This is a genomic window from Palleronia marisminoris, from assembly GCF_900172315.1.
Lineage (GTDB): Bacteria > Pseudomonadota > Alphaproteobacteria > Rhodobacterales > Rhodobacteraceae > Palleronia > Palleronia marisminoris.
In genome coordinates this window covers 14,501-35,827 of sequence record NZ_FWFV01000013.1, presented here as the reverse complement: position 1 = coordinate 35,827, position 21,327 = coordinate 14,501, and the positions used below count along the sequence as shown (strand labels likewise).

The window sequence follows — 21,327 nt, the reverse complement described above, 5'->3', positions numbered from 1 at the left end:
AGGAGAGGGCGACGCGAAGAAAAGCGCGGGCTTTGCGCTTGACGCCCCGGAGAGGCCCCGTTATCTCGCCCGCCAGTGAGCCGATAGCTCAGTTGGTAGAGCAACTGACTTTTAATCAGTAGGTCCAGGGTTCGAGCCCCTGTCGGCTCACCACTTCCTTTCAGTCGTGGTGAATCACTCTAGGCGGACGTCCGGCGCGGTGCGCTGGGCGCGGGCGCCTTGGTCAACTGCACCGCGAGAATCCCCGCCATGATGATCGCCACGCCCGCAAGGTCGAGCGGCCCGAGCTGTTCGCCCAGCACGAGGGCCGCCAGCGCGACGCCGAGGAACGGGTTGAGGAAGTGGAAGCTGGCGGCTCGCGTTGCTCCGATTCGCCCGACCAGCACGAACCACGTCAGTGTCGCGGCGAGGCCAGGCACCAGGGTCGTGTAGGCGAATGCGAGGATCAGCGATGGCGTCCAGTCCACCTGCCACTCCTCGAACAGCAGCGCGGCGACGGTCAGGATCGCCGAGCCGACCAGCATCTGCAGGCCCACGACCATCAACAGGTTGCCACCCGAGGACGCGCCCCGCACGCTGAGCGTCGCCACGGTCAGCGCGACCACCGCAACGATGCACAGCGCGAGGCCGCCCATGTCCACGCCGCCCGAGATGCGGCTGCCCATGATGAGGGCGACGCCCGCCAGCCCCGCTAGCAGGCCGGTGACGCCCATGGCGGGCAGACGCTCGCGGAACACCAGCCAGCCGACGAGGGCGACCAGAAGCGGCATGGTCGACGCAATGATCGAGGCGAGCCCGGCGTCGATCGTGCGCATGGCGATGAAGTTGAGGCCGAGGTATAGCGCGTTCTGGCACAGGCCGAACACCACCGTCGCGCGCCATTGCGGGGGCGTTAGGCGCCACGTCTGGCCCAAGGCGCGGGCGATGACGACGGCGATCAGGCCCGAGATGGCGAAGCGGAACGCTAGTGCCGTCAGGGGCGGGGCGTGGGCGACGACGATCTTGGCCGAGGTGAAGGCCGAGGACCACATGACCGCGAAGGCGATCCCGAGGAACAGCGCGCGGGCGTCCATCAGCAAAGCTCCACGCCGGCCTGCCTCATCGCCTCGGTGGCGGCGTCTCTGGACCCGTTTGCGTCGATGGCGCGGCTGAGGTCGGTGCGCACGGTGACGTCGAAGCCGAGCTTTGCCGCGTCGAGGGCGGAAAAGTTCACGCAGAAGTCGAGGGCGAGGCCGACGAGGGTCAGCCGCTCGATCCCGCGGGTGCACAGGTAGCCTTCGAGGCCGGTGGGTGTTGTCTGGTCGTTCTCGAAGAAGGCGGAATAGCTGTCGATGGCGGGATTGAAGCCCTTGCGCAGGATCAGGTCCGCGTCGGTCCTGAGGCCGGGGACGAAGGCGGCGCCGTGGGTGCCTTGGACGCAGTGGTCGGGCCAGAGGATCTGGGTGCCGTACGGCATCTCGACGGTGTCCATCGGAGCCTTGTCGGCGTGGGTTGACGCGAAGGACGAATGGCCGGCCGGGTGCCAGTCCTGGGTAAGGATCACGACGCGGAAATCGTCCATCAGGGCGTTGATGCCCGGCACCAGCGTATCGCCCTCGGGGACCGCCAGCGCGCCGCCCGGGCAGAAGTCATTCTGCATGTCGATGACGAGAAGCGCGTGGGTGGCGTCGTGCATGGGGCTCTCCCGGTTTGTGCCGGGCGATCCTGCACCCGGCGCCGGGGGCGTCAACCCCGACGGGTGCGCTTCACCTTGCGCTCGCGGACGGTCTTCTTGGCCTTCGCCTTTCCCTTGGCGCGCTTGGGCGGCGGGCCGCTGCGGCGGGTGCGGGCACGCGAAGACGGGGCGGAGAGGGTGGCGCCCTCGGCGTCCAGCAGGTCGAGGACGAGGCCGCCGGTGGCCGGAACAGCCTCGGCGATGCGCACCGTGACGCGCTGGCCGAGGCCCAGGGTCAGGCCGGTGCGGTCCCCCATCAGCGTCTGGGCGTCGGCGTCGAAGTGGAAATACTCGTCGCCGATCCCGCGAACCGGGACGAGGCCGTCCGCGCCCGTCTCGTCCAGCTTCACGAAGAGGCCGAACTTCTGCACGCCCGAGATCCGGCCCGTCATTTCGGAGCCGACGCGCTCGGACAGGAAGGCGGCAAGGTAGCGGTCGGTCGTGTCGCGCTCGGCCAGCATCGAGCGGCGCTCGGTCCCCGAGATGTGCTCGCCCGTCTGGGGCAGCTCTTCGATGTCGTGCGGGGTCAGCCCGTCCTTGCCCCAGCCATGTGCGGCGATCAGCGCGCGGTGCACGACGAGGTCGGCGTAGCGGCGGATGGGCGAGGTGAAGTGGGCGTAGTGCTTCAGCGCGAGGCCGAAATGGCCGAAATTCTCGGGGCTGTAATAGGCCTGCGTCATCGAGCGCAGGGTGGACATGTTGATGAGCTCGTCGAACTCGGTGCCCTGGGCCTGCGCGAGAAGCTGGTTCAGGTGGCGGGTCTGCAGGACCTGCCCCTTGGCCATCGTGAAGCCCGACGCCCCGGCGACCTCGCGCAGCGCCTCGAGCTTGTCGGGCGAGGGTTCCTCGTGGACGCGGTAGAGCAGCGCCGTGCGGCGCTTGCCGAGTTCCTCGGCGGCGGCGACGTTGGCCAGCACCATGAACTCTTCGATCAGGCGGTGCGCGTCGAGGCGATCGCGGAAGGCGACGGAGGTCACGCGGCCCTCGGGCGACAGCTCGATCCGGCGCTCGGGCAGGTCAAGCTCCAGCGGCTGGCGGGTGTGCCGCGCGGTGCGGAGCGCGTGATAGGCGTTGAAGAGCGGCGTGATGACCGGCTCGACCAGCGCATCGGTCTTGTCGGTGGGTTGGCCGTCGTGGGCCGCCTGCGCCTCTTCGTAGGAGAGTGCGGCGGGCGAGCGCATCAGGCCGCGGTGGAACTGGTGGCCGATCTTGGTGCCTTCGCGGTCGAGCACCATGCGCACGGCAAGGCAGGCGCGTTCCGCCCCTTCGTGCAGCGAGCAGAGGTCGCCCGACAGCGCCTCGGGCAGCATCGGCACCACGCGGTCGGGAAAATAGGTGGAGTTGCCGCGCTTGCGCGCCTCGCGGTCCAGTTCGGAGCCGGGGCGGACGTAGTGGGCGACGTCGGCGATGGCGACCCACAGGACGTGGCCGCCCTGGTTCTTGGGGTCGTCGTCGGCATGGGCATAGACCGCGTCGTCATGGTCGCGCGCGTCGCTGGGGTCGATGGTGATGAGGGGCAGGTCGCGCAGGTCGGTGCGGTCGCCAAGCGGCACGGGTTCGGCCGCTTCGGCTTCGGCGATCACGTCGTCGGGGAAGTGGTCGGGGATGCCGTGCTGCGCGATCGCGATCAGCGAGACGGCGCGCGGCGCGGACGGGTCGCCCAGCCGGTCGAGGATGCGGGCGCGGGGCAGACCCATGCGATCCTTCGGGCCGGCACGCTCGGCCTCGACCAGTTCGCCGTCGCGGGCGCCGTGGGTATCGCCGGCGCGGACCAGCCATTCCTTGTCCGACCCCTTGTCGACCGGCACGATCCGCCCGCCCTCGGCCTCGGCGCGGAAGATGCCAAGCATCCGGGCGGCGGTCCGGGTCAGCTTGCGGATCAGGCGGCCTTCATAGGCGTGACCCTCGCCCTTCACCTGCGTCAAGCGCAGCAGCACCCGGTCGCCGGGGCCGAGTGCCGTGTCGGATTGGCGTTCGACGATCAGGATGCGTGGTTCCCGGCCGTCTCCGGTCCATTCCAGCGGCTTGGCGTAGAGGTCTCCGTCGGCATCGGGCCGGACGATCTCGCAGACGGACACGGGGGGCAGGGTCTCGGGGTCGCGATAGGTCTTCTTGCGCTTTTCGAGGTTACCCTCTTCCTCGAGCTCTTTCAGCATCCGCTTGAGGTCGACGCGCGCCTGGCCCTTGATGCCGAAGGCCCGCGCGATGTCGCGCTTGGCGGTGAGGGTCGGGTTGTCCGAGATCCACTGCAGGATGTCGGCCTTGGTCGGAAGATCAGCCATGTCGCGGCCCCTATCAGGTCTTGGCGCCAGACGACAGGCAAGCCGTCACAGGCGGAGGGTCATGTCCCGGTGCGGGATGCCGGCATCGTCGTAGATGGGGCCGTGGGCATCGAAACCAAGGCCGCGATAGAAGTCCAGCACCTGCATCTGCGCACCCAGCTTCGCCTCTTCGATGCCCGGCTGCTCGCGCAGAAGGCCGAGCGCAGCCTGCATCAGCGCGCGGCCCACCCCTGTGCCGCGCAGGGGTTGCAGCACGCAGACCCGCCCGATCTTGGCGGTGGGCGGGGTCAGGAACAGGCGCAGCGTGCCCACCGCCTGCCCGTCCAGCCGGGCGAGCATGTGGACCGCCTCGGCGTCGTGGCCGTCCCATTCGAGATCCTCGGGGACGTTCTGTTCCTCGATGAACACGGCGCGGCGCAGGGCGCGGCAGGCGTCCATGTCGTCGGTCCGGGTAACGAGAAGGCTCATGCGAAATACCCCGCGATGATGCGCCGGTAGATGGCGGTCAGTTGATGGATATGGGCGACCTCCACCCGTTCGTCCACCTGGTGCATCGTGCTTCCGACAAGGCCGACCTCGATCACCGGGCAGTGGTCCTTGATGAACCGCGCGTCCGAGGTGCCGCCCGAGGTGGACAGGACGGGGGTGCGGCCTGTCTCGGCCGCGACGGCCTGCTGCACGAGGTCGGTCAGGGGGCCCGGGGGCGTGACGAAGCTTTCGCCCGAGACCTTGATGTCGAGGTCGAAGGTCACGCCGGTGTCGGCCGTGACGGTGGCAGCCTCGGCCCGCAGCCAGTCGGACAGGCCGGCGCTGCCGTGGTCGTCGTTGAAGCGGATGTTCACCATGGCGCGGGTGGTGGCGGGGATGACGTTGTTCGCGGCGTTGCCTGTGTCGAACCCCGTCACTTGCAGGGTCGAGGGGTCGAAATGGGCGGTGCCGCCGTCCAGCGGCTTACCGGTCAGGCGGGCAAGGTAGGCGACCATCGCATGGATCGGGTTCAGCGCCCGGTGCGGATAGGCGGAATGCCCCTGCCGACCCGTCGCCTTGGCCCAAGCCGTCATCGAGCCGCGGCGGCCGATCTTGACCATCTCGCCCATCTGGTCGGGGCAGGTCGGCTCGCCCACGAGGCAGGCGTCCATCCGCTCGCCGTTCGAAGCCATCCAGTCGAGGATCGCCGCCGTGCCGTCCACGCCGTCGCCTTCCTCGTCGCCGGTGATCGTCAGCACCAGCGAGCCGGGGCAGGCGGCTGCGGCCTCGACGGCCGCCGCGATATAGGCGGCGACGCCGGATTTCATGTCGCACGCGCCCCGGCCGTACAGGGTGCCGTCCCGGATCTCGGCGCCGAAGGGGTCGCCCGTCCAGTCGGCCGGATCGCCCACCGGAACCACGTCCACATGGCCGTTGAAGCCCAGCACCGGGCTGGCTGTGCCGAAGCGGGCATAGAGGTTGGGGATGCCGTTCCGATCGGTGCGGGTGCAGGCGAAACCCGCTTGTTCCAGCACGCGCTGGACCAGCGCCACGGCACCGGCCGAGTCCGGCGTGACGGACGCTTCGCGGATCAGGTCTTGGGTGAGGGCGACGGGATCGACGGACATGGCACCTCCTTCGTTGCGCGGATGCTTACGCCCGGCATGGGGCGGGGGCAACGCGGCGGGTCAGTCGTCCTCGTCGTAAAGGGGCGTGGCCTGCGCGACGATCACGGCGTTTTCGGCCGCGGCGCGGTCCATCAGGGCACGTTCTTCCGTGTCGATCTCTTCCCCGTCGTCGAGCCGTTCCTGAAGTGTGCCGTAGCCGGTCACGTCCAGGGGCGACAGGTCGGCCTGCTTGAGGACGGCGACGGTTTCGCGCACCGCCTCGGCCTCGTCCACGCCGCAGGCATAGCACAGAAGGGCGGCGCCGGTCGCGCCGTCCGGCAGCCCGTCGTCAGGGCTGCGGCCGGTCTGGACGAGAAGGGTATAGACGTGATGTTCGCGAGCCATGGGGCCCTCTAGCATCGGGGCGGGATATGCGAAAGCCGGGACGACAGGTCCCGGCTTTGCGAAAGGCGACACTCGTCAACAGAAGTCAGGCGCGTCCGCGCACCGCCCGCCAGATGGCGATCAGACCGCAGGCGCCGATGATCGCGACGATCAGGTAGGCGATCCAGCTGTCGGACGTGTAAAGGCCCAGCAGCGTCCCAAGGATGAAGTTCAGCACCGCGGCGCCGACGATACCCAGAACGATGTTGGTCAGCAGGCCATGATCCGAATTCATGATCTTTTCGGCAATCCAGCCGGCCAGCCCGCCCAGAATAATCGTGATAATCCAGCCCATTTCGTGTCCCTCGATATGTTTTTATGCAATGGTAACGGCGCAGTGAGGAGGTGGTTCCACGTTCGTCTTGGCTTCCCCTTAATCATTCTGGGTCAGAACGGGATCATGCCCATGCACCCGATCCCGCCACGCGCGCGGAACTTCCCGTGTGTTTCAGTCGCGCAACAGTTCGTTGATGCCGACCTTGCTGCGCGTCTTCTCGTCGACGCGCTTCACGATCACCGCGCAATACAGGTTCAGGTTGTTCTTCGATGGCATCGAACCCGACACAACCACCGAATAGGGCGGGATCTCGCCATAGGCGACCTTGCCCGTCTCGCGGTCGACGATCTTGGTGGACTTGCCCAGATACACGCCCATCCCCAGCACCGCGCCTTCGCGGACGATGCAGCCTTCGACCACCTCGGAGCGTGCGCCGATGAAGCAGCCGTCCTCGATGATGGTCGGGTCGGCCTGAAGGGGTTCGAGCACGCCGCCGATGCCGACGCCGCCCGACAGGTGGACATTCTTGCCGATCTGGGCGCAGGACCCGACGGTGGCCCAGGTGTCGACCATCGTGCCCTCGTCCACATAGGCGCCGAGGTTCACGAAAGACGGCATCAGCACGACGCCCTTGCCGATGAAGGCCGACTTGCGCACGACGGCGTTCGGCACGGCGCGGAAACCGGCGTCGCGCCAGCGATTCTCGCCCCAGCCGGCGAACTTGCTGTCGACCTTGTCCCACCAGCCGCCGCCCTGCGGGCCGCCGGGGTGGATCTCCATGTCCTTGATGCGGAAGCCCAGAAGGACCGCCTTCTTGGCCCACTGGTTCACATGCCAGTCGCCGCCCTCGCGCTTTTCGGCGACGCGCAGGGTGCCCTGGTCAAGCGCTTCCAGCGTGGCTTCGATGGCCTCGCGGGTTTCGCCGCCGGTCTGCGGCGTGATGTCGGCGCGGGCCTCCCAGGCGGCCTCGATTGCGGATTCGAGCTGGTCGTGGGACATGGGGCGCGGTCCTTTCCTGGCTGCTGGTCTGGCCCCGAGGCTATAGGGTGGCTATGTCGGCCCTGCAATGGACGGAGCTTCCTGACATCATGACCGACCACACCGCATCGCCCTTCCGCGACGCGCCGACCGACCGGCGCACGGCTGAGGAGGTCCCTGACACGCCGCAGACGCGCGCGCCGGCCTACAAGCTTGCCTTCGCGGATGACGAATTCCTTGGCCGCCCCGAACTGCGCCCCGTGCGCCTGCAACTCGAGCTATTGAAGCCCGAGATGGTGATGGCCGAGAAGAACATCGAATCGACCATCGTGATGTTCGGCGGTGCCCGCATCCGCGAACATCCCGCCGACGCCAAGTCCGACGCGATGGCCGAACTTTCGCGCTATTACGACGAGGCGCGGGCGTTTGCGCGCATCATGACCGAACGTTCGATGCAGACCTACGGGCGCGAGAACGTCATCGTCACCGGCGGCGGCCCGGGCGTGATGGAGGCTGGCAACCGCGGCGCGTTCGATGCGGGCGGTCATTCCATCGGGTTGAACATCGTGCTGCCGCACGAGCAGGCGCCGAACGAGTACGTGACGCCGGGCCTGTGCTTCAACTTCCACTACTTCGCGATCCGAAAGATGCACTTCCTGATGCGGGCGAACGCAATCGTGGCCTTCCCGGGCGGCTTCGGCACGATGGACGAGCTGTTCGAGGCGCTGACCCTGATCCAGACCGGCCGGATGGAGCGGATCCCGGTCCTGCTCTTCGGTCGGGCGTTCTGGGAGAAGGTCGTCAACTTCGCCGCACTGGCCGAGGCGGGCACGATCGCCGACGTGGATCTGGGCCTGTTTCAGTTCGTCGAGACGGCCGAGGAAGCGATCCACGCCATCGACACCTGGGAACTGCCCGAAGAGCCGCGCGAGGACGTCCCGGGCCGGCCGGAGCCGAAGCGGGACTAGGCCCGCGCTTCGGTCTCGATCTGGCGCTTGGACTTCCGCTCGCGCTCGGTGTCGGATTTCAACTGACCGCAGGCGGCCATGATGTCCTCGCCCCGCGGCGTGCGGATCGGCGAGGCATAGCCGGCCTTGTAGACGATGTCCGCGAAGGCCCGGATGCGGTTGTTCGACGACCGCTCATAGGGCGAGCCGGGCCACGGGTTGAACGGGATCAGGTTGATCTTGGCCGGGATGCCGCGGATCAGCTCGACCAGCCGGTGCGCGTCTTCGTCGCTGTCGTTCACGCCCTTGAGCATGACATATTCGAAGGTGATCCGCTCGGAATTTGATAGGCGGGGATATTCCCTGAGCTCGGCAAGCAGCGCCTCGATGTTCCAGCGCTTGTTGATCGGCACGAGTGTGTCGCGCACCTCATCCGTCGTGGCATGGAAGGACACGGCCAGAAGGCAGCCGATCTCCTCGGCGGTGCGGGCGATCATGGGGACCACGCCGGACGTGGACAGGGTGATGCGGCGGCGGGACAGGCTGATCCCCTCGCCATCCATCGCGATCTTCATCCCGTCGCGCACGTTGTCGAAATTATAAAGCGGCTCGCCCATGCCCATCAGGACGATGTTCGACAGAAGCCGCGTCTCGTCATGGGGGTTGCGGCCGGGCTCGGGCCATTCGCCGAGATCATCGCGCGCCACCATGATCTGGCCGACGATCTCGCCCGCGGTCAGGTTGCGCACCAGCCGCTGCGTGCCGGTGTGGCAGAACGAACAGGTCAGCGTGCAGCCGACCTGGCTGGAAATGCAAAGCGTCCCGCGCGATTCCTCGGGGATATAGACCGCCTCGACCTCGTGCCCGCCGTTGATCCGCAGCAGGTACTTGCGGGTGCCGTCGGTGCTGACTTCCTTGCGGACGACTTCGGGGACGCGGATGGCGAAATGCTCGTCCAGCTGGGCGCGGTAGCCCTTGGCGAGGTTCGTCATCTCGGCGAAATCACGCACGCCGCGCTGGTAGATCCACGCCCAGACCTGGCCCACCCGCATCTTCGCCTGCTTTTCGGACGTGCCGATGGCGATCAGCGCGTCCCGCATCTGGTTGCGGGTCAGACCCACGAGATTCGTCTTTTCCTCCGGCGCGGCCTTGCGCGGAAGGGTCAGCACGTCTTGCGTGATCGGCGTCTGGGGCGCGGACATGGGCGAACTTTCGGACTGCGGAATGGGCGGCATATAGGGGATGCCGGGGCTTTCGTGAACCCCTGCCGGTCCGATCGACCTGCAAACGAAAAGAGCGGCCCTCGGGCCGCCCTGTTCGTCTCGTCCGGTCCGTGGCTCAGCCCGAGCAGCGCTCCTGCGCTTCGTCGAGCGCGGCGGAGAACCCGTAGAGCGAGAACGTGTCCTGCGTCTGCGTGCCGCGCGCCGAGCGGGCGGTCAGCGTCGCATCGGCGCCGCGCTTCATTGCCGCGACGACCTGTTCGTCCTCGTCCTCGGACGCGGGCCAGGCCCACTCGCCCTCGGTGAACAATTCGAACTCGGTCCCGCCGATGTCCAGGTTCACGGTCGAGCCCTCGGCGAAAGGATAGCCGCCGGTGAAGGACACTTCGCCCGCGACGTCCGCGCCCGGACGGAAGGTCAGGAACAGCAGGATATCGCCGCGGCGCACGTCCACGACTTCTCCGCCGCGCGTGTTGCGCGTGGCCGTCGGGCTCGACACGCTCCAGCATTCCTTGGGGTCGTCCTCGACGAAGACGCTCCATGCGGTCTCAACCGCGACGCGGCTGGTGCTTTCCTCCTGGGCGGACGCGACTGTCGTCGCGCCAATCATCATCAGACCCGTGAGCGATCCGAGAAGTGCTTTCATACTCTCTGAGCCTCCAGCTCGTGTCTGCCTCTGCCGGCCGCGTCGTGCCCTCTTTTCGGGGCTCAACCCAGACGGTTCCACCTTCTGTTAATCGGTGGCAGCATAAGGGTAAAGTGTCGGGGCGAAAAAGCCCTCTGGGCAGAAAATCGCCTTATGGTGAACAGGAGGTGAGATGAGTGATCCGATCCCGATGGTGGAGCTTTGGCGTGGCGACCTGAGGGAGTCCGTTCATCTGGGCCACGCGGTGGCCTACCACGCCACGGGCGGTGTGATCGAATCCTGGGGCGATCCCGACGCGGTGATCTACCCGCGCTCTTCCTGTAAGATGCTGCAGGCCCTGCCCATGGTCGAGGCCGGGGTGCCGCTGTCGTCCGAGCGGATGGCTCTGGCCTGCGCCTCGCACGAAGGCGCCAGCGTCCACGTCAACGCGGTGCGCGGCTGGCTCGCCGAGCTGGGGCTGAGCGACGATGACCTGGTCTGCGGGCGCGAACGGCCCCGCGACCGTTACCTGCAAGAGGCGCTCATACGCGAGGGCTCGGAACCCGAGCAGGTCCACAACCAGTGCTCGGGCAAGCACGTCGGCTTCCTGCAGTTCCACCGCCACCTGCGGGCCAAGGGCGCCTATGTGGATCCCGACGGCTCCGTTCAGAAGGCGGTGCGAACCGCCTTCGAAGAGCTGACCGGCATGAACAGTCCCGGCTATGGAATCGACGGCTGCGCCGCTCCGAATTTCGCCACGACGGTGACGGGCCTGGCGCGCGCCATGGCCGCCTTCGCCGCCGCCGAAGAGGGGCAGAGCACGCGCCGGAACGCGATGTATTCGCTGCGCCAGTCGATGATGGCGCATCCGTTCCTCGTGGCGGGGCAGGGCAAGACCGCCTCGCGCTTCATGGAAGCAGCACCCGGTCGCGTGGCGGTCAAGCCGGGGGCCGAGGGTGTCTATGTCGCGATGCTGCCCGAGCGCAGGATCGGAATCGCGCTCAAGATCGTGGACGGGGCCGGGCGCGCCGCAGACACCGCGATGGCGGCGCTGCTGACGCGCTTCGGCATCTTCCCGCGCGACGCGTGGGCGGTTCGAGTAGTTCGCGATGCGCCGATCCTGAACCGCGCCGGCGTACAGGTGGGCGTAACGCGCACATCGCCGGGGTTTGTCTAGGCCGGCGCGAATTCGTCGCGAGAGTATCCCTGCAGGAACAGGAGCGCGGTGAGATCGCCGTGGTTGATCCGCAGGTCGACCTCGGCCGCGACGACCGGCTTGGCATGCAGCGCGACGCCCGCCCCGGCGAGGCCCAGCATCCCGAGGTCGTTCGCTCCGTCACCCACCGCCATCGCCCGCTGGAGGCCGACGCCCCGCGCCGCGCAGACCTCGCGCAACGCGGCGATCTTGGCCTCGCGGCCCAGGATCGGCTCGGCGACTTGACCGGTCAGCCGTCCGTCCACGTCGATCAGCGTGTTTGCGCGGTGCTCGTCGAAGCTCAGCGCCGCGGCGACGCGCTGCGTGAACTGGGTGAACCCGCCCGACACCAGCGCGCAGTATCCGCCATTCGCGCGCATGGTCGCGATCAGTTCGCGCCCGCCGGGGGTGAGGGTGATGCGCTCGGTCCATACCTGGTCGATCACGGCAGCCTCGAGCCCCTCGAGCAGGCCGACCCGCTCGCGCAGGGCGCCCTCGAAATCCAGCTCGCCGTTCATCGCGCGGGCGGTGATCTCCTTCACGCGGGCGCCGACGCCGGCGATCTCGGCCAGTTCGTCGATGCATTCCTGCCGGATCATGGTCGAGTCCATGTCGGCGAGCAGCACGTCCTTGCGACGCCCGTCGGCCTTCTGCACCGCCAGGTCGATGCCGAGCTTCTGCGCCTCGTCCCAGACCTCCCAGAGGTTGGCGGGAGGTGTCTCCATCAGGAACTCCGCGGCACGGGCGGGGTCGAGCCAGACCGCGTCACCGCCGCCCCAGGCGTTGCGCAGCGCATCGACGAACGCAGGGTCGAGGCGGTCGGCGGCGATCAGGGTGGCGACATGCATGGCGCGGGCTCCGGGTCAGGTCTGGGCGCGCTTCGCATAGCGTCGCGTTAGCGCGGGGGGAAGGGCGGTCAGAGGCCGAGGAAGCGCGCGGCCGCCTGACCGGCATGACGTCCGGTGGCGAGGCAGGCGGTCAGCAGGTAGCCGCCCGTGGGTGCCTCCCAGTCCAGCATCTCGCCGCAGGCGAAGGTGCCGGGGCGGTCCTTCAGCATCAGGTCGACGTCCAGCGCGTCCCACATCAGCCCTCCGGCGGTCGAGATCGCCTCGTCGAGCGGGCGCAGGCCCTCATGCGGGACCGGCAGGCGCTTGATCAGGGGGGCAAGGTCGTCGGGCAGGGGGCGGGCGAATTCCATGAGCAACGCCCGCTGCGCCGGGTCGAGCCCCAGCTTGCGCAGGCGGTTGCCGAGGCTGCCTTTCGCGCGGGCAAGGCGGGCGCGGATTTCGGCTTCGGTCAGGTCGGGCTTGAGGTCCAGCGCCAGCGGAGCCCCCTCGCGCACCGCCCGGCTGACGGCATAGATGCCGCCCCCTTCGAGGCCGGTGCGCGCGATCACGAACTCGCCGCGCGCCTCTACATCGCCCGTCAGAAGCGCGACATTCTTCACCGGCGCACCGAAAAGCGGGGACATATGATTGGACCACGCGACCGACAGCCCCGCATTGGCGGGCTGGAACAGCGCGACCGGCAGCCCCGTGGCTGCGAGGTGCACGGCCCATGCGCCGTCCGAGCCGAGCCGCCGCCAGCTTGCCCCACCCATCGCGAGCACCGTCGCCCGTGCGTCGACTCGGACCGGCCCCTCGGGTGTGTCGAAGCCGTCGCCGGTCCAGTGCCAACGCGTGCGAAGCTGCACGCCGAAGCCGTCGAGCCGGGTCAGCCACGCCCGCAGCAGGGGCGAGGCCTTCATCGCCACCGGAAACACCCGACCGGTCGAGCCGGTGAAAAGCGGCTGTCCCAGACCCTCGGCCCAGGCGCGAATCTCTGCAGGTCCGAAGGCGCCGACGATCCGCGGCACCGGCCCCGCACCGGCCCCGTAGGCGGCGGCGATCAGCGCGGGGTCCTCGTCCTTGGTCAGGTTCAGCCCCGACTTGCCCGCCATCAGGAACTTACGCGCGGGCGAGGGCATGCGCTCGGCCACCAGCACGCGGGCGCCGGCGCGGCCCAGTTCCTCGGCCGCCACGAGGCCCGCGGGCCCTGCGCCCACCACGAGTGCGTCGATCTTCATGCGCGCGGTGTAGCCTGCACCTGTGCGGTAGCGCAAAGCCTTCGCGGCTTCCCCTTCGCGCACCACCTGCTAGGTTCGCCTCCGAAACCCGGAGGGTCCATGTCCGCCATCGTCTCAGTCAAGAACCTGTCCAAGCGCTACGAGGGCGGCGTCCATGCCCTCAAGGACGTGGACCTCGAGATCGAAGAGGGCGAGATCCTCGCGCTGCTGGGGCCGAACGGCGCGGGCAAGACGACGCTGATCTCGTGCATCTGCGGCATGGCCTCGATCACGGCGGGGCATGTGGTGGTGGGCGGGCACGACAATGTCCGCGACTACCGCAAGGCGCGCGCGCTGATCGGCCTCGTCCCGCAGGAGATCAACCTGCAGCCCTTCGAGACGGTGATGAACACGGTGCGATTCACGCGCGGCCTCTTCGGCAAGCGTGGCGGTGCCGAGCATATCGAACGCGTGCTGCGCTCGCTGTCGCTGTGGGACAAGCGCGACGTGCAGATCCGGGCGCTGTCGGGAGGCATGAAACGGCGGGTCCTGATCGCCAAGGCGCTGAGTCACGAGCCGAAGGTGCTGTTCCTCGACGAGCCGACCGCGGGCGTTGATGTGGGCCTGCGCAAGGAGATGTGGAGCACCGTGGCCGAGCTGCGGGCGCATGGCGTGACCGTCATTCTGACGACGCATTACATCGAAGAGGCCGAGGCGATGGCCGATCGCATCGGCATCATCTCGGGCGGCGAGATCAAGCTGGTGCGCGACAAGGCGGCGCTGATGCGCGAGCTGGGGCGCAAGCGGCTGGTCATCGAACTGACGGAGCCGGCGGCGCACCTGCCGGAGGGGATGGACGACACCCCGCTGGAGCTGGGCGAGGCGGGGCGCGAGCTGACCTATACCTACGACCCCGGGGGCGACGGGACGGGGATCACCCGGTTGCTGACCGGCCTGCGCGAGCGCGGCTACAAGGTGCGTGACGTGCGGACCGAGCAATCCTCGCTCGAGGATATTTTCGTCGATCTCACGGCAGGGGAGGATCGGACGTGAACCTTTACGCGATCTGGGCCATCTACCGCTACGAGATGTCGCGCGCCTTCCGCACGATGACGCAGACGGTGGTGTCGCCCGTGCTGTCGACCTCGCTTTACTTCGTCGTGTTCGGCGCCGCCATCGGCAGCCGGATCGAAGAGGTCGAGGGCGTCAGCTACGGCGCGTTCATCGTGCCGGGCCTCATCATGCTGACAGTCATCACGCAGTCGATCTCGAACGCGTCGTTCGGCATCTACTTCCCGAAATTCGTTGGCTCGATCTACGAGCTTCTGTCAGCGCCCGCTTCGTTCCTCGAGATCACGGCGGGCTACGTCTTTGCGGCGGCGACCAAGTCGCTGTTGATCGGCCTGATCATCCTGGCGACGGCGTACCTGTTCGTGGATCTCGACATCCAGCATCCGGTCTGGATGATGGTGTTCCTGGTGCTGACCTGCCTGTCCTTCAGCCTGATGGGGTTCATCGTCGGCATCTGGGCCACGAATTTCGAGCAGCTCCAGCTTGTTCCGCTGCTGCTTGTCCAGCCGCTGATCTTCCTCGGGGGCACGTTCTATTCCATCTCGATGCTGCCCGGCGTGTGGGAGACGATCAGCCTGTTCAACCCGGTGGTCTACCTCGTCTCGGGGTTCCGGTGGTCGTTCTTCGGCATGTCCGACGTGTCGGTGGGCTGGTCGATCCTCGCAATCATCGGGTTTACCGCCACCTGCCTTGCCTTCATCGGCTGGATCTTCCGCACCGGATGGCGGATCCGCGACTGACCGCCTTGCGGGTTATCTTTCGCGCGATCGTCGCTAGATAGGGGCTCATGCAACTTCGTCTGCCATTCATGTCCCGCAAGCCCCTGATCGCGGTGATCCGCCTTCAGGGGATCATCGCCTCCGGCAATCCCGCCCGGCTCAACGACATCACCCTCGCGCCGATGATCGAGAAGGCGTTCCGCCGCGGCAAGCCCGCCGCGGTGGCGCTTCTGCTGAACTCGCCCGGCGGCTCGCCGGTGCAGTCCTCGCTGATCGCCGCGCGCATCCGGCGCCTGGCCGACGAGCGCGGCATCCCCGTCTATGCCTTCGTCGAGGACGTCGCGGCCTCTGGCGGCTACTGGCTGGCCACGGCGGCGGACGAAATCTACGCTGACCCGAATTCGATCGTCGGCTCCATCGGGGTGATCTCGGCCGGGTTCGGCTTCGACAAGTTCATCGGCCGCTACGGGATCGAGCGGCGCGTCTACACGGCGGGCGAAAGCAAGAGCATGCTCGACCCCTTCCGCCCCGAAAGGGACGAGGATGTCGAGCGTCTCAAAGAGCTGCAGACGCAGATCCACGACAACTTCAAGGATCAGGTCCGTGGGCGCAGGGGCGCCAAGCTGGCCGAGGATCCGCGGCTGTTCACGGGCGAGTTCTGGGTCGGCAAGCGCGCGGCCGACATGGGGCTGGTGGACGGGATCGGGCACCTCGTCCCGATGATGAAAGAGAGGTTCGGCAAGGACGTCCGCTTCACCAGCTACAAGCAGAAGCGCCCCTTCCTCAGCCGGTTCGGCCGCGCGATGGCCGCCGAGGCGGTTGCGGGCGTCGAGGATCACGCGGCCTGGGCGCGGTTCGGGCTGTGATGATCAAGATCGTCACGCTGTTCCTGATCGGCATGGTCGTGCTGGCCATGTTCGGACGCCTGCGCTTCCCGGGGCAGAAGAAGCTCGGCTCGATGAAATGCGACGGGTGCGGCCGCTACCGGATCGGCTCGAAGCCGTGCAGCTGCGGGAAGGGTTGAGATGAACTTCCTGCTCGCCATTGTCGGCCTGGTGATCCTTCTGATCGCCGGCAACGCGCTGGTGAAAGGCGCGGTCAACCTGTCGCTGCGCGTCGGCATCCCTGCCTTCGTCGTGTCGCTGACGGTGGTGGCCTTCGGGACCTCGGCACCCGAAATGCTGATCTCGGTCGATGCGGTGCTGTCGGACGTGCCGGGAATCGCGCTGGGCAACGTGGTCGGGTCCAACACCGCGAACGTGCTGCTGGTCCTCGGCCTGCCGGCACTGTTCTACATGTTCGATACGTCGCAGGTTTCGGTCCAGAAAAGCTACCTGGTGATGATGGCGGCCACCGTCCTCTTCATCGTTCTGGCGCTGGTCGCGGCTCCGTTCAACTGGATGACCGGGCTGGTCCTGTTGGCGGTGCTGGCGGTCATCCTGACCGACCAGTTCCGCGAGGGCATGAGGTCGCGCGTCCGTCCCGAGGATCTCGAGGGCGCCGATGCCAACCTGGGCTGGCCGCGCATCCTGTTCTTCCTGGTCGTAGGGCTCATCGGGCTGCCGATCGGCGCGCACGTCCTGATCGACAGCGCGCGCGAGATCGCCATGGCCATGGGCATTTCCGAGGCGGTGATCGGCCTGACGCTGGTGGCGCTGGGGACGTCCCTGCCCGAGCTTGCCACCACGCTGGCCGCCGCGCGCAAGGATCAGGCGGACGTGGCGCTAGGCAATGTGCTGGGTTCGAACCTGTTCAACCTGCTGGCGATCATCGGCGTCGCTGCCTTGTTCGGAGAGATCCCGGTCGGCCCGTCCTTCCTGCGGCTCGACCTGTGGGTGATGCTGGGCGCGTCGGTCGTGCTCGCGCCGTTCATCTTCACCAGACTGAAGATGGGGCGCCTCGTGGGCGCCGGGCTGTGCCTGCTCTACGCCTTCTACATGTGGTGGGTGGTTGCGCCATGAGGGCTCTCGTCACTGGCGGCGGCGCGCGGCTGGGGCGCGCCATGGCACTGTACCTGGGGTCGCGCGGCCATGACGTCGCGGTACACTACAACAGCTCTGCCGACGGGGCCGAGGCGGTCGCCGCGGACCTTGCCTCCGTGGGTCGCAGGGGAGTCCCGCTCCAGGCCGACCTGCTGGACGAGGCTGCGACCGCGGCACTGATCGGTCGGGCCGCCGACGCGCTGGACGGACCGCTGACGGTCCTGATCAACAACGCGTCGATCTTCGAATACGACACGATTCGCTCCGCCACGAAAGATAGCTGGGACAGGCACATCGGCTCGAACCTTCGCGCGCCCTTCGTGCTGACGCAGGCCTTCGCCGAACAAGCCCCCGAGGCCGGGACGGACGAGGCCGGCGAGCCCGTGGCCCATGCGCTCGTGGTCAACATGGTGGATCAGCGGGTCCAGAAGCTCACGCCCGAGTTCATGACCTATACCATCGCCAAGATGGGGCTGTGGGCCTTCACGAAGACCGCCGCTCAGGCCCTCGCCCCCGCCATCCGGGTCAATGCCATCGGTCCCGGGCCGACGCTGCAGGGCACCCGTCAGTCCGCCGAGCACTTCACTCGGCAGCGAGCGAACACGGTTCTGAAGCGGGGCGCCAACCCCGACGAGATCTGCGCGGCGCTGAGCTACTTCCTCGATGCGCCGGGGGTCACGGGACAGCTGCTTTGCGTGGATGGCGGCCAGCACCTGGGCTGGAGAACGCCCGATGTTCTGGGCGTAGAATAGCTGCCCCTGCGTCACTTCTCCACGCCCGTCATGATTCTGTCGCCTAGGCGGGCAATTTGACACTTCCATGACGCAGGTTCTGATTAATGATGTAAAATCAGTGATTTGAATGGATGCGCAAATTTTGGGCAAACCGCCCAAATGGCGGAGGCGCAATGAAATTTTCCATTTTCCCGGTGGTTCCCCACAGACTTATCCCCAGAATGTGGGGAGGGGTTTTCACTGGCCCCCGCACCCCATATTTTCCGCCTGTTTCCCAACGTGATGTGATCCGATGAGCGACGCGCCCCTTCGCGGACATGCCTGCATCCAGTCCTACCTCAAGACGCTCGACGGCTCGCCGGGCGTCTACCGGATGCTGGGCGAGATGCAGGAGGTGCTTTACGTCGGCAAGGCGCGCAACCTGAAGGCGCGCGTGTCGAACTACTCGCGTCCGTCGCCGCAGCACTCGCCCCGGATCGCGCGGATGATCTCGGAAACCGCGTCGATGATGTTCCTCACGACCAAGACCGAGACCGAGGCGCTGCTGCTCGAGCAGAACCTGATCAAGCAGCTGAAGCCCCGCTACAACGTGCTTCTTCGCGACGACAAGTCCTTCCCGAACATCCTGGTGACGAAGGACCACGCCTATCCGATGATCCGCAAGCATCGCGGCGCGAAGTCGGAGAAGGGCAGCTATTACGGCCCCTTCGCCAGCGCCGGGGCGGTGAACCGGACACTGAACCAGCTGCAGAAGGTATTCCTGCTGCGCAATTGCTCGGATTCCATGTTTGAGGGGCGGACGCGCCCCTGCCTGCTGTACCAGATCAAGCGCTGCTCGGGCCCCTGCGTCGGCCACATCTCGGAAGCCGACTACGCCTCAAGCGTGAAGGACGCCGAGGATTTCCTGCAGGGCCGCACCACCAAGGTGCAAAGCCAGCTCGCCGCCGAGATGGAGAAGGCCAGCGCCGAGATGGAGTTCGAGCGCGCCGCCGCCATGCGCGACCGCATCCGGGCGCTGACCCATGTGCAGGGCACCCAGGGCATCAACCCTGCGGGCGTGTCCGAGGCCGACGTGATCGCGCTGCATGCGGAAGGAGGACAGGCCTGCGTGCAGGTGTTCTTCATCCGCGCGAACCAGAACTGGGGCAACCGGGACTACTATCCCAAGACCGGCTCGGGCGCCGAACCGGCCGAAATTCTCGCCGGCTTCGTCGGCCAGTTCTACGAGAACAAGGAGCCGCCGCGGATGCTTCTTCTCTCGGACGACATCGAAGAGACCGAGCTGATGGAGAGCGCCCTGTCGCAAAAGGCGGGCCGAAAGGTGCAGATCCTCGTCCCCCTGCGCGGCGAGAAGAAGGACCTCGTCGCAGGCGCCCTGCGCAACGCCCGCGAGTCGCTGGCGCGGAAGATGAGCGAGACGGCGACGCAAGGAAAGCTGCTCGACGGTCTGGCCGAGGCGTTCGACCTCGACAGCCGCCCCGAGCGGATCGAGGTTTACGACAACAGCCACATCCAGGGCACGAACGCTGTCGGCGCGATGATCGTGGCGGGGTCCGAAGGTTTCCTGAAAAGCCAGTACCGCAAGTTCAACATCCGCGGCGACGACCTGACGCCCGGCGACGATTTCGGCATGATGAAAGAGGTGCTGAAGCGCCGCTTCAAGCGGTTGCTGAAGGAAGACCCCGAGCGCGAGAAGGGCATGTGGCCCGACCTTCTGCTGATCGACGGCGGCGCGGGGCAGGTCAGCGCGGTTCGGTCGATCATGAAGGAGATGGGGGTTGAGGACATCGCCATGGTCGGGGTCGCCAAGGGCCTGGACCGGGATGCGGGCAAGGAAGAGTTCCACCGGACCGGCCACCGCCCTTTCGCGCTGCGCCACAACGACCCGGTGCTCTACTTCGTTCAACGGATGCGCGACGAGGCGCACCGGTTTGCGATTGGCACCCACCGGGCCAAGCGCGCCAAGTCCATGGGCGCGAACCCGCTGGACGAGATCGAGGGCGTCGGCGCCACCCGCAAGCGTGCCTTGCTGTCCCATTTCGGGTCGGCCAAGGCGGTGGGACGCGCGGCTCTGGCCGACCTGAAGGCCGTCGACGGAATCAGCGCGGGGCTGGCCGAGAAGATCTACGATCATTTCCACGAGCGAGGTTAGGGTCTCGGTTCAGCCTTCGGCCGGCTTGCGAGCAAGAATGATGGTGAAGAAGGCCATCTCGCCGGTGACGATCATGCGGAAAGATCCGACGCGCTGCGCCAGCAGGATCAGCCCCGCATTTTGGACGATCCGAGCCGCGGTTTCGGGCGCGACATGAGTCGACAGCACGCCGGCATCGTCGCGCCATGTTCCCTCGGCGAAACCCATCCGTTCGCGGCCCGTGGTCAGCCCCAGATGCAGAACGCCGTTCGGCAGGAGCGCCGCATTGGCAAGGCCCACGAGGTCGGGGAGGTGTTCTATCGGCACATGCTGAAGGCCGAAATTGGACCAGACCCCCTGGTATTTCGGGATCGGGGCGAGGGCGTCGAACGGTTCGAGCCTGGTACGAATGCCCATCCCCGCTGCAAGCTCGGCCATGCGCGGCGATGCATCGGTCGCGTCGGCGACGAAGCCCCTCGACGCGAGAATGGCCGCAGTATTGCCGGGACCTGATCCCCAGTCGAGGATCGGCCCGCGCTCGGGCGTGATCAGCGCGATGAACGCCGCGAGGTCCGCGTCCGCTCCGCCGCGAGCATGTGTCTCGGCATAGAGATCCGCGTTGCGATCATACCACGCGATCGTGCCGGTATCTTCGGTCGTGGGCATCTGCATTGCCGCCGCTGCTGTCATGGGCTGAAAGTCTCATCCATCACCGTGGCGCACGTCATATCACCCCGGCCTTAACGGGAGCTTTCGTTCGACCGTCATCCAAACTTCGCCCAGCTGACCTCTTCCTCTTCCCTCGCCCTCACCGACAACGGCTTCGGCGCCAAGAACAACTCGGGCGACGCGTTGCTGATGTTCCATTTGACGCTGGACTGGGAGGGCGGCGCAGTCGCCGAGCGCGAGACGACGTTCCTGGCGGACCCGAACCGCGTCGTGCCCTTCCCGATCGTCGACGAGGCAACGGACACCCGCTACCTGACCGTCGCTGATTTCGACACCGAATTGATCCAGCCTGTGGGTGTCACCTGTTGGCCCGGCGACGAGTTCGGCCTACCTGATCCAGGTGAGCGCCAAGGGCGTCGTCCAACAAGTCGTCGCGACCGAGCGAACACCGCAGAATGGTCCGTTACGGTGCGCTACTACCTGCATCGAGGATGCCTCTCACGCCATCGGCGCCTTCAACATCATAGAAGGCGCACGCGCGCTGATCATCGAGCGTGACGGCGGGCAGGGCACGGCCAAATTCCCGGACAACCCGGCCCCATTCAAGCGCATCTACCTCGTGAATCTCGAGCGGATGGACGATGCCGGTGTAATCGAGAAGATCGCCTACATCGACCTGCTGAACGTTGCCGACGTCCTCGCCGCCGAGTGATCGACCGCG

General features: G+C 67.1%; 23 protein-coding genes and 1 tRNA gene. 11 read left to right on the top strand and 13 right to left on the bottom strand.

Going from position 1 to position 21,327, the window contains the following annotated elements:
* Nucleotides 1-77 precede the first annotated feature (77 nt).
* Nucleotides 78-153, top strand: a tRNA-Lys gene (locus tag PAM7066_RS16540).
* A gap of 26 nt (nucleotides 154-179) precedes the next feature.
* Here the strand turns inward: PAM7066_RS16540 and PAM7066_RS16535 are convergent.
* From PAM7066_RS16535 to dapD, 8 genes are all read right to left on the bottom strand, one after another.
* The gene (locus PAM7066_RS16535; RefSeq protein ID WP_085855331.1) at nucleotides 180-1,073 is read right to left on the bottom strand and encodes a DMT family transporter; all 894 of its coding nucleotides are present in this window, start codon (nucleotides 1,071-1,073) and stop codon (nucleotides 180-182) included.
* On the bottom strand, nucleotides 1,073-1,675 hold the full coding sequence (gene pncA / locus PAM7066_RS16530; protein WP_085855330.1) for a bifunctional nicotinamidase/pyrazinamidase: 603 nt from the start codon (nucleotides 1,673-1,675) through the stop codon (nucleotides 1,073-1,075). Before pncA ends, PAM7066_RS16535 begins: the two co-directional genes overlap by 1 nt.
* 50 nt (nucleotides 1,676-1,725) lie before the next feature.
* A complete protein-coding gene (gene rnr, locus PAM7066_RS16525; RefSeq protein ID WP_085855329.1) occupies nucleotides 1,726-3,996 on the bottom strand; it encodes a ribonuclease R in 2,271 nt (756 codons plus the stop codon).
* Nucleotides 3,997-4,041: 45 nt separating this feature from the next.
* Nucleotides 4,042-4,464, bottom strand: a complete 423-nt coding sequence (locus PAM7066_RS16520) for a GNAT family N-acetyltransferase (protein WP_085855328.1) — start codon at nucleotides 4,462-4,464, stop codon at nucleotides 4,042-4,044.
* Nucleotides 4,461-5,591 carry a succinyl-diaminopimelate desuccinylase gene (gene dapE / locus PAM7066_RS16515; protein WP_085855327.1) on the bottom strand — a complete coding sequence of 377 codons (1,131 nt, stop codon included), beginning with the start codon at nucleotides 5,589-5,591 and terminating at the stop codon, nucleotides 4,461-4,463. Before dapE ends, PAM7066_RS16520 begins: the two co-directional genes overlap by 4 nt.
* 60 nt (nucleotides 5,592-5,651) lie before the next feature.
* Complete coding sequence (locus tag PAM7066_RS16510; RefSeq protein WP_085855326.1) at nucleotides 5,652-5,975, bottom strand: DUF8846 family protein; 324 nt, start codon at nucleotides 5,973-5,975, stop codon at nucleotides 5,652-5,654.
* Between the two features lie 85 nt (nucleotides 5,976-6,060).
* Nucleotides 6,061-6,309, bottom strand: coding sequence for a GlsB/YeaQ/YmgE family stress response membrane protein (locus PAM7066_RS16505; RefSeq protein WP_217639991.1), 249 nt, complete (start codon nucleotides 6,307-6,309; stop codon nucleotides 6,061-6,063).
* Between the two features lie 153 nt (nucleotides 6,310-6,462).
* Nucleotides 6,463-7,290: a 2,3,4,5-tetrahydropyridine-2,6-dicarboxylate N-succinyltransferase gene (dapD, locus tag PAM7066_RS16500; protein WP_085855324.1), complete on the bottom strand. Its 828-nt coding sequence runs from the start codon at nucleotides 7,288-7,290 to the stop codon at nucleotides 6,463-6,465.
* 89 nt (nucleotides 7,291-7,379) lie between these two features.
* On the opposite strand from dapD, the gene PAM7066_RS16495 reads away from it, so the two are divergent.
* Nucleotides 7,380-8,237, top strand: coding sequence for an LOG family protein (locus PAM7066_RS16495; protein ID WP_085855355.1), 858 nt, complete (start codon nucleotides 7,380-7,382; stop codon nucleotides 8,235-8,237).
* Here PAM7066_RS16495 and rlmN read toward each other — a convergent pair.
* On the bottom strand, nucleotides 8,234-9,418 hold the full coding sequence (gene rlmN / locus PAM7066_RS16490; RefSeq protein WP_085855323.1) for a dual-specificity RNA methyltransferase RlmN: 1,185 nt from the start codon (nucleotides 9,416-9,418) through the stop codon (nucleotides 8,234-8,236). The two genes, PAM7066_RS16495 and rlmN, sit on opposite strands and share 4 nt — an antisense overlap.
* Nucleotides 9,419-9,554: 136 nt before the next feature.
* Nucleotides 9,555-10,082 carry an invasion associated locus B family protein gene (locus PAM7066_RS16485; protein WP_085855322.1) on the bottom strand — a complete coding sequence of 176 codons (528 nt, stop codon included), beginning with the start codon at nucleotides 10,080-10,082 and terminating at the stop codon, nucleotides 9,555-9,557.
* Between the two features lie 172 nt (nucleotides 10,083-10,254).
* Here PAM7066_RS16485 and PAM7066_RS16480 point away from each other — a divergent pair, with 172 nt between their 5' ends.
* A complete protein-coding gene (locus tag PAM7066_RS16480; protein WP_085855321.1) occupies nucleotides 10,255-11,238 on the top strand; it encodes an asparaginase in 984 nt (327 codons plus the stop codon).
* On the opposite strand, the gene serB is transcribed toward PAM7066_RS16480, so the two are convergent.
* Together serB and PAM7066_RS16470 are read right to left on the bottom strand one after the other, a co-directional pair.
* Complete coding sequence (serB, locus tag PAM7066_RS16475; RefSeq protein WP_085855320.1) at nucleotides 11,235-12,104, bottom strand: phosphoserine phosphatase SerB; 870 nt, start codon at nucleotides 12,102-12,104, stop codon at nucleotides 11,235-11,237. The genes PAM7066_RS16480 and serB overlap by 4 nt on opposite strands.
* A 68-nt stretch (nucleotides 12,105-12,172) precedes the next feature.
* Nucleotides 12,173-13,315: a TIGR03862 family flavoprotein gene (locus tag PAM7066_RS16470; protein ID WP_085855354.1), complete on the bottom strand. Its 1,143-nt coding sequence runs from the start codon at nucleotides 13,313-13,315 to the stop codon at nucleotides 12,173-12,175.
* Nucleotides 13,316-13,420: 105 nt separating this feature from the next.
* Between PAM7066_RS16470 and PAM7066_RS16465 the strand changes: the two genes are divergently transcribed.
* From PAM7066_RS16465 to uvrC, 7 genes are all read left to right on the top strand, one after another.
* Nucleotides 13,421-14,353 (top strand): ABC transporter ATP-binding protein, encoded by a 933-nt coding sequence (locus PAM7066_RS16465; protein ID WP_085855319.1) that lies wholly within the window; start codon nucleotides 13,421-13,423, stop codon nucleotides 14,351-14,353.
* A complete protein-coding gene (locus tag PAM7066_RS16460; RefSeq protein WP_085855318.1) occupies nucleotides 14,350-15,111 on the top strand; it encodes an ABC transporter permease in 762 nt (253 codons plus the stop codon). The genes PAM7066_RS16465 and PAM7066_RS16460 overlap by 4 nt, the downstream gene beginning before the upstream one ends.
* Nucleotides 15,112-15,158: 47 nt before the next feature.
* Nucleotides 15,159-15,956, top strand: coding sequence for a S49 family peptidase (locus PAM7066_RS16455; RefSeq protein ID WP_085855317.1), 798 nt, complete (start codon nucleotides 15,159-15,161; stop codon nucleotides 15,954-15,956).
* Nucleotides 15,956-16,114 carry a hypothetical protein gene (locus PAM7066_RS19065; protein WP_175484706.1) on the top strand — a complete coding sequence of 53 codons (159 nt, stop codon included), beginning with the start codon at nucleotides 15,956-15,958 and terminating at the stop codon, nucleotides 16,112-16,114. Before PAM7066_RS16455 ends, PAM7066_RS19065 begins: the two co-directional genes overlap by 1 nt.
* Before the next feature lies 1 nt (nucleotide 16,115).
* Entirely contained in the window at nucleotides 16,116-17,051 is a 936-nt protein-coding gene (locus PAM7066_RS16450; RefSeq protein WP_085855316.1) for a calcium/sodium antiporter, read from the top strand.
* The gene (locus tag PAM7066_RS16445) at nucleotides 17,048-17,824 is read left to right on the top strand and encodes an SDR family oxidoreductase (protein ID WP_085855315.1); all 777 of its coding nucleotides are present in this window, start codon (nucleotides 17,048-17,050) and stop codon (nucleotides 17,822-17,824) included. Before PAM7066_RS16450 ends, PAM7066_RS16445 begins: the two co-directional genes overlap by 4 nt.
* 274 nt (nucleotides 17,825-18,098) lie before the next feature.
* Nucleotides 18,099-19,958 (top strand): excinuclease ABC subunit UvrC, encoded by a 1,860-nt coding sequence (gene uvrC, locus PAM7066_RS16440; RefSeq protein WP_085855314.1) that lies wholly within the window; start codon nucleotides 18,099-18,101, stop codon nucleotides 19,956-19,958.
* Nucleotides 19,959-19,967: 9 nt separating this feature from the next.
* Here uvrC and PAM7066_RS16435 read toward each other — a convergent pair whose 3' ends face one another.
* Nucleotides 19,968-20,603: a class I SAM-dependent methyltransferase gene (locus tag PAM7066_RS16435; RefSeq protein WP_176237575.1), complete on the bottom strand. Its 636-nt coding sequence runs from the start codon at nucleotides 20,601-20,603 to the stop codon at nucleotides 19,968-19,970.
* A gap of 403 nt (nucleotides 20,604-21,006) precedes the next feature.
* Between PAM7066_RS16435 and PAM7066_RS16425 the strand changes: the two genes are divergently transcribed.
* On the top strand, nucleotides 21,007-21,318 hold the full coding sequence (locus PAM7066_RS16425; protein WP_176237574.1) for an esterase-like activity of phytase family protein: 312 nt from the start codon (nucleotides 21,007-21,009) through the stop codon (nucleotides 21,316-21,318).
* Nucleotides 21,319-21,327: the final 9 nt, after the last annotated feature.

What these genes read in the sequence shown, in the direction of transcription:
- PAM7066_RS16510 (WP_085855326.1), bottom strand. Translation starts at nt 5,975, where the DNA reads ATGGCTCGCGAACATCACGTCTATACCCTTCTCGTCCAGACCGGCCGC.
- pncA (WP_085855330.1), bottom strand. Translation starts at nt 1,675, where the DNA reads ATGCACGACGCCACCCACGCGCTTCTCGTCATCGACATGCAGAATGAC.
- rlmN (WP_085855323.1), bottom strand. Translation starts at nt 9,418, where the DNA reads ATGTCCGCGCCCCAGACGCCGATCACGCAAGACGTGCTGACCCTTCCG.
- PAM7066_RS16495 (WP_085855355.1), top strand. Translation starts at nt 7,380, where the DNA reads ATGACCGACCACACCGCATCGCCCTTCCGCGACGCGCCGACCGACCGG.
- serB (WP_085855320.1), bottom strand. Translation starts at nt 12,104, where the DNA reads ATGCATGTCGCCACCCTGATCGCCGCCGACCGCCTCGACCCTGCGTTC.
- rnr (WP_085855329.1), bottom strand. Translation starts at nt 3,996, where the DNA reads ATGGCTGATCTTCCGACCAAGGCCGACATCCTGCAGTGGATCTCGGAC.
- PAM7066_RS16445 (WP_085855315.1), top strand. Translation starts at nt 17,048, where the DNA reads ATGAGGGCTCTCGTCACTGGCGGCGGCGCGCGGCTGGGGCGCGCCATG.
- dapE (WP_085855327.1), bottom strand. Translation starts at nt 5,591, where the DNA reads ATGTCCGTCGATCCCGTCGCCCTCACCCAAGACCTGATCCGCGAAGCG.
- PAM7066_RS16480 (WP_085855321.1), top strand. Translation starts at nt 10,255, where the DNA reads ATGAGTGATCCGATCCCGATGGTGGAGCTTTGGCGTGGCGACCTGAGG.
- PAM7066_RS16435 (WP_176237575.1), bottom strand. Translation starts at nt 20,603, where the DNA reads ATGCCCACGACCGAAGATACCGGCACGATCGCGTGGTATGATCGCAAC.
- PAM7066_RS16505 (WP_217639991.1), bottom strand. Translation starts at nt 6,309, where the DNA reads ATGGGCTGGATTATCACGATTATTCTGGGCGGGCTGGCCGGCTGGATT.
- PAM7066_RS16465 (WP_085855319.1), top strand. Translation starts at nt 13,421, where the DNA reads ATGTCCGCCATCGTCTCAGTCAAGAACCTGTCCAAGCGCTACGAGGGC.
- PAM7066_RS16455 (WP_085855317.1), top strand. Translation starts at nt 15,159, where the DNA reads ATGCAACTTCGTCTGCCATTCATGTCCCGCAAGCCCCTGATCGCGGTG.
- dapD (WP_085855324.1), bottom strand. Translation starts at nt 7,290, where the DNA reads ATGTCCCACGACCAGCTCGAATCCGCAATCGAGGCCGCCTGGGAGGCC.
- PAM7066_RS16485 (WP_085855322.1), bottom strand. Translation starts at nt 10,082, where the DNA reads ATGAAAGCACTTCTCGGATCGCTCACGGGTCTGATGATGATTGGCGCG.
- PAM7066_RS16450 (WP_085855316.1), top strand. Translation starts at nt 16,116, where the DNA reads ATGAACTTCCTGCTCGCCATTGTCGGCCTGGTGATCCTTCTGATCGCC.
- uvrC (WP_085855314.1), top strand. Translation starts at nt 18,099, where the DNA reads ATGAGCGACGCGCCCCTTCGCGGACATGCCTGCATCCAGTCCTACCTC.
- PAM7066_RS16520 (WP_085855328.1), bottom strand. Translation starts at nt 4,464, where the DNA reads ATGAGCCTTCTCGTTACCCGGACCGACGACATGGACGCCTGCCGCGCC.
- PAM7066_RS16535 (WP_085855331.1), bottom strand. Translation starts at nt 1,073, where the DNA reads ATGGACGCCCGCGCGCTGTTCCTCGGGATCGCCTTCGCGGTCATGTGG.
- PAM7066_RS19065 (WP_175484706.1), top strand. Translation starts at nt 15,956, where the DNA reads ATGATCAAGATCGTCACGCTGTTCCTGATCGGCATGGTCGTGCTGGCC.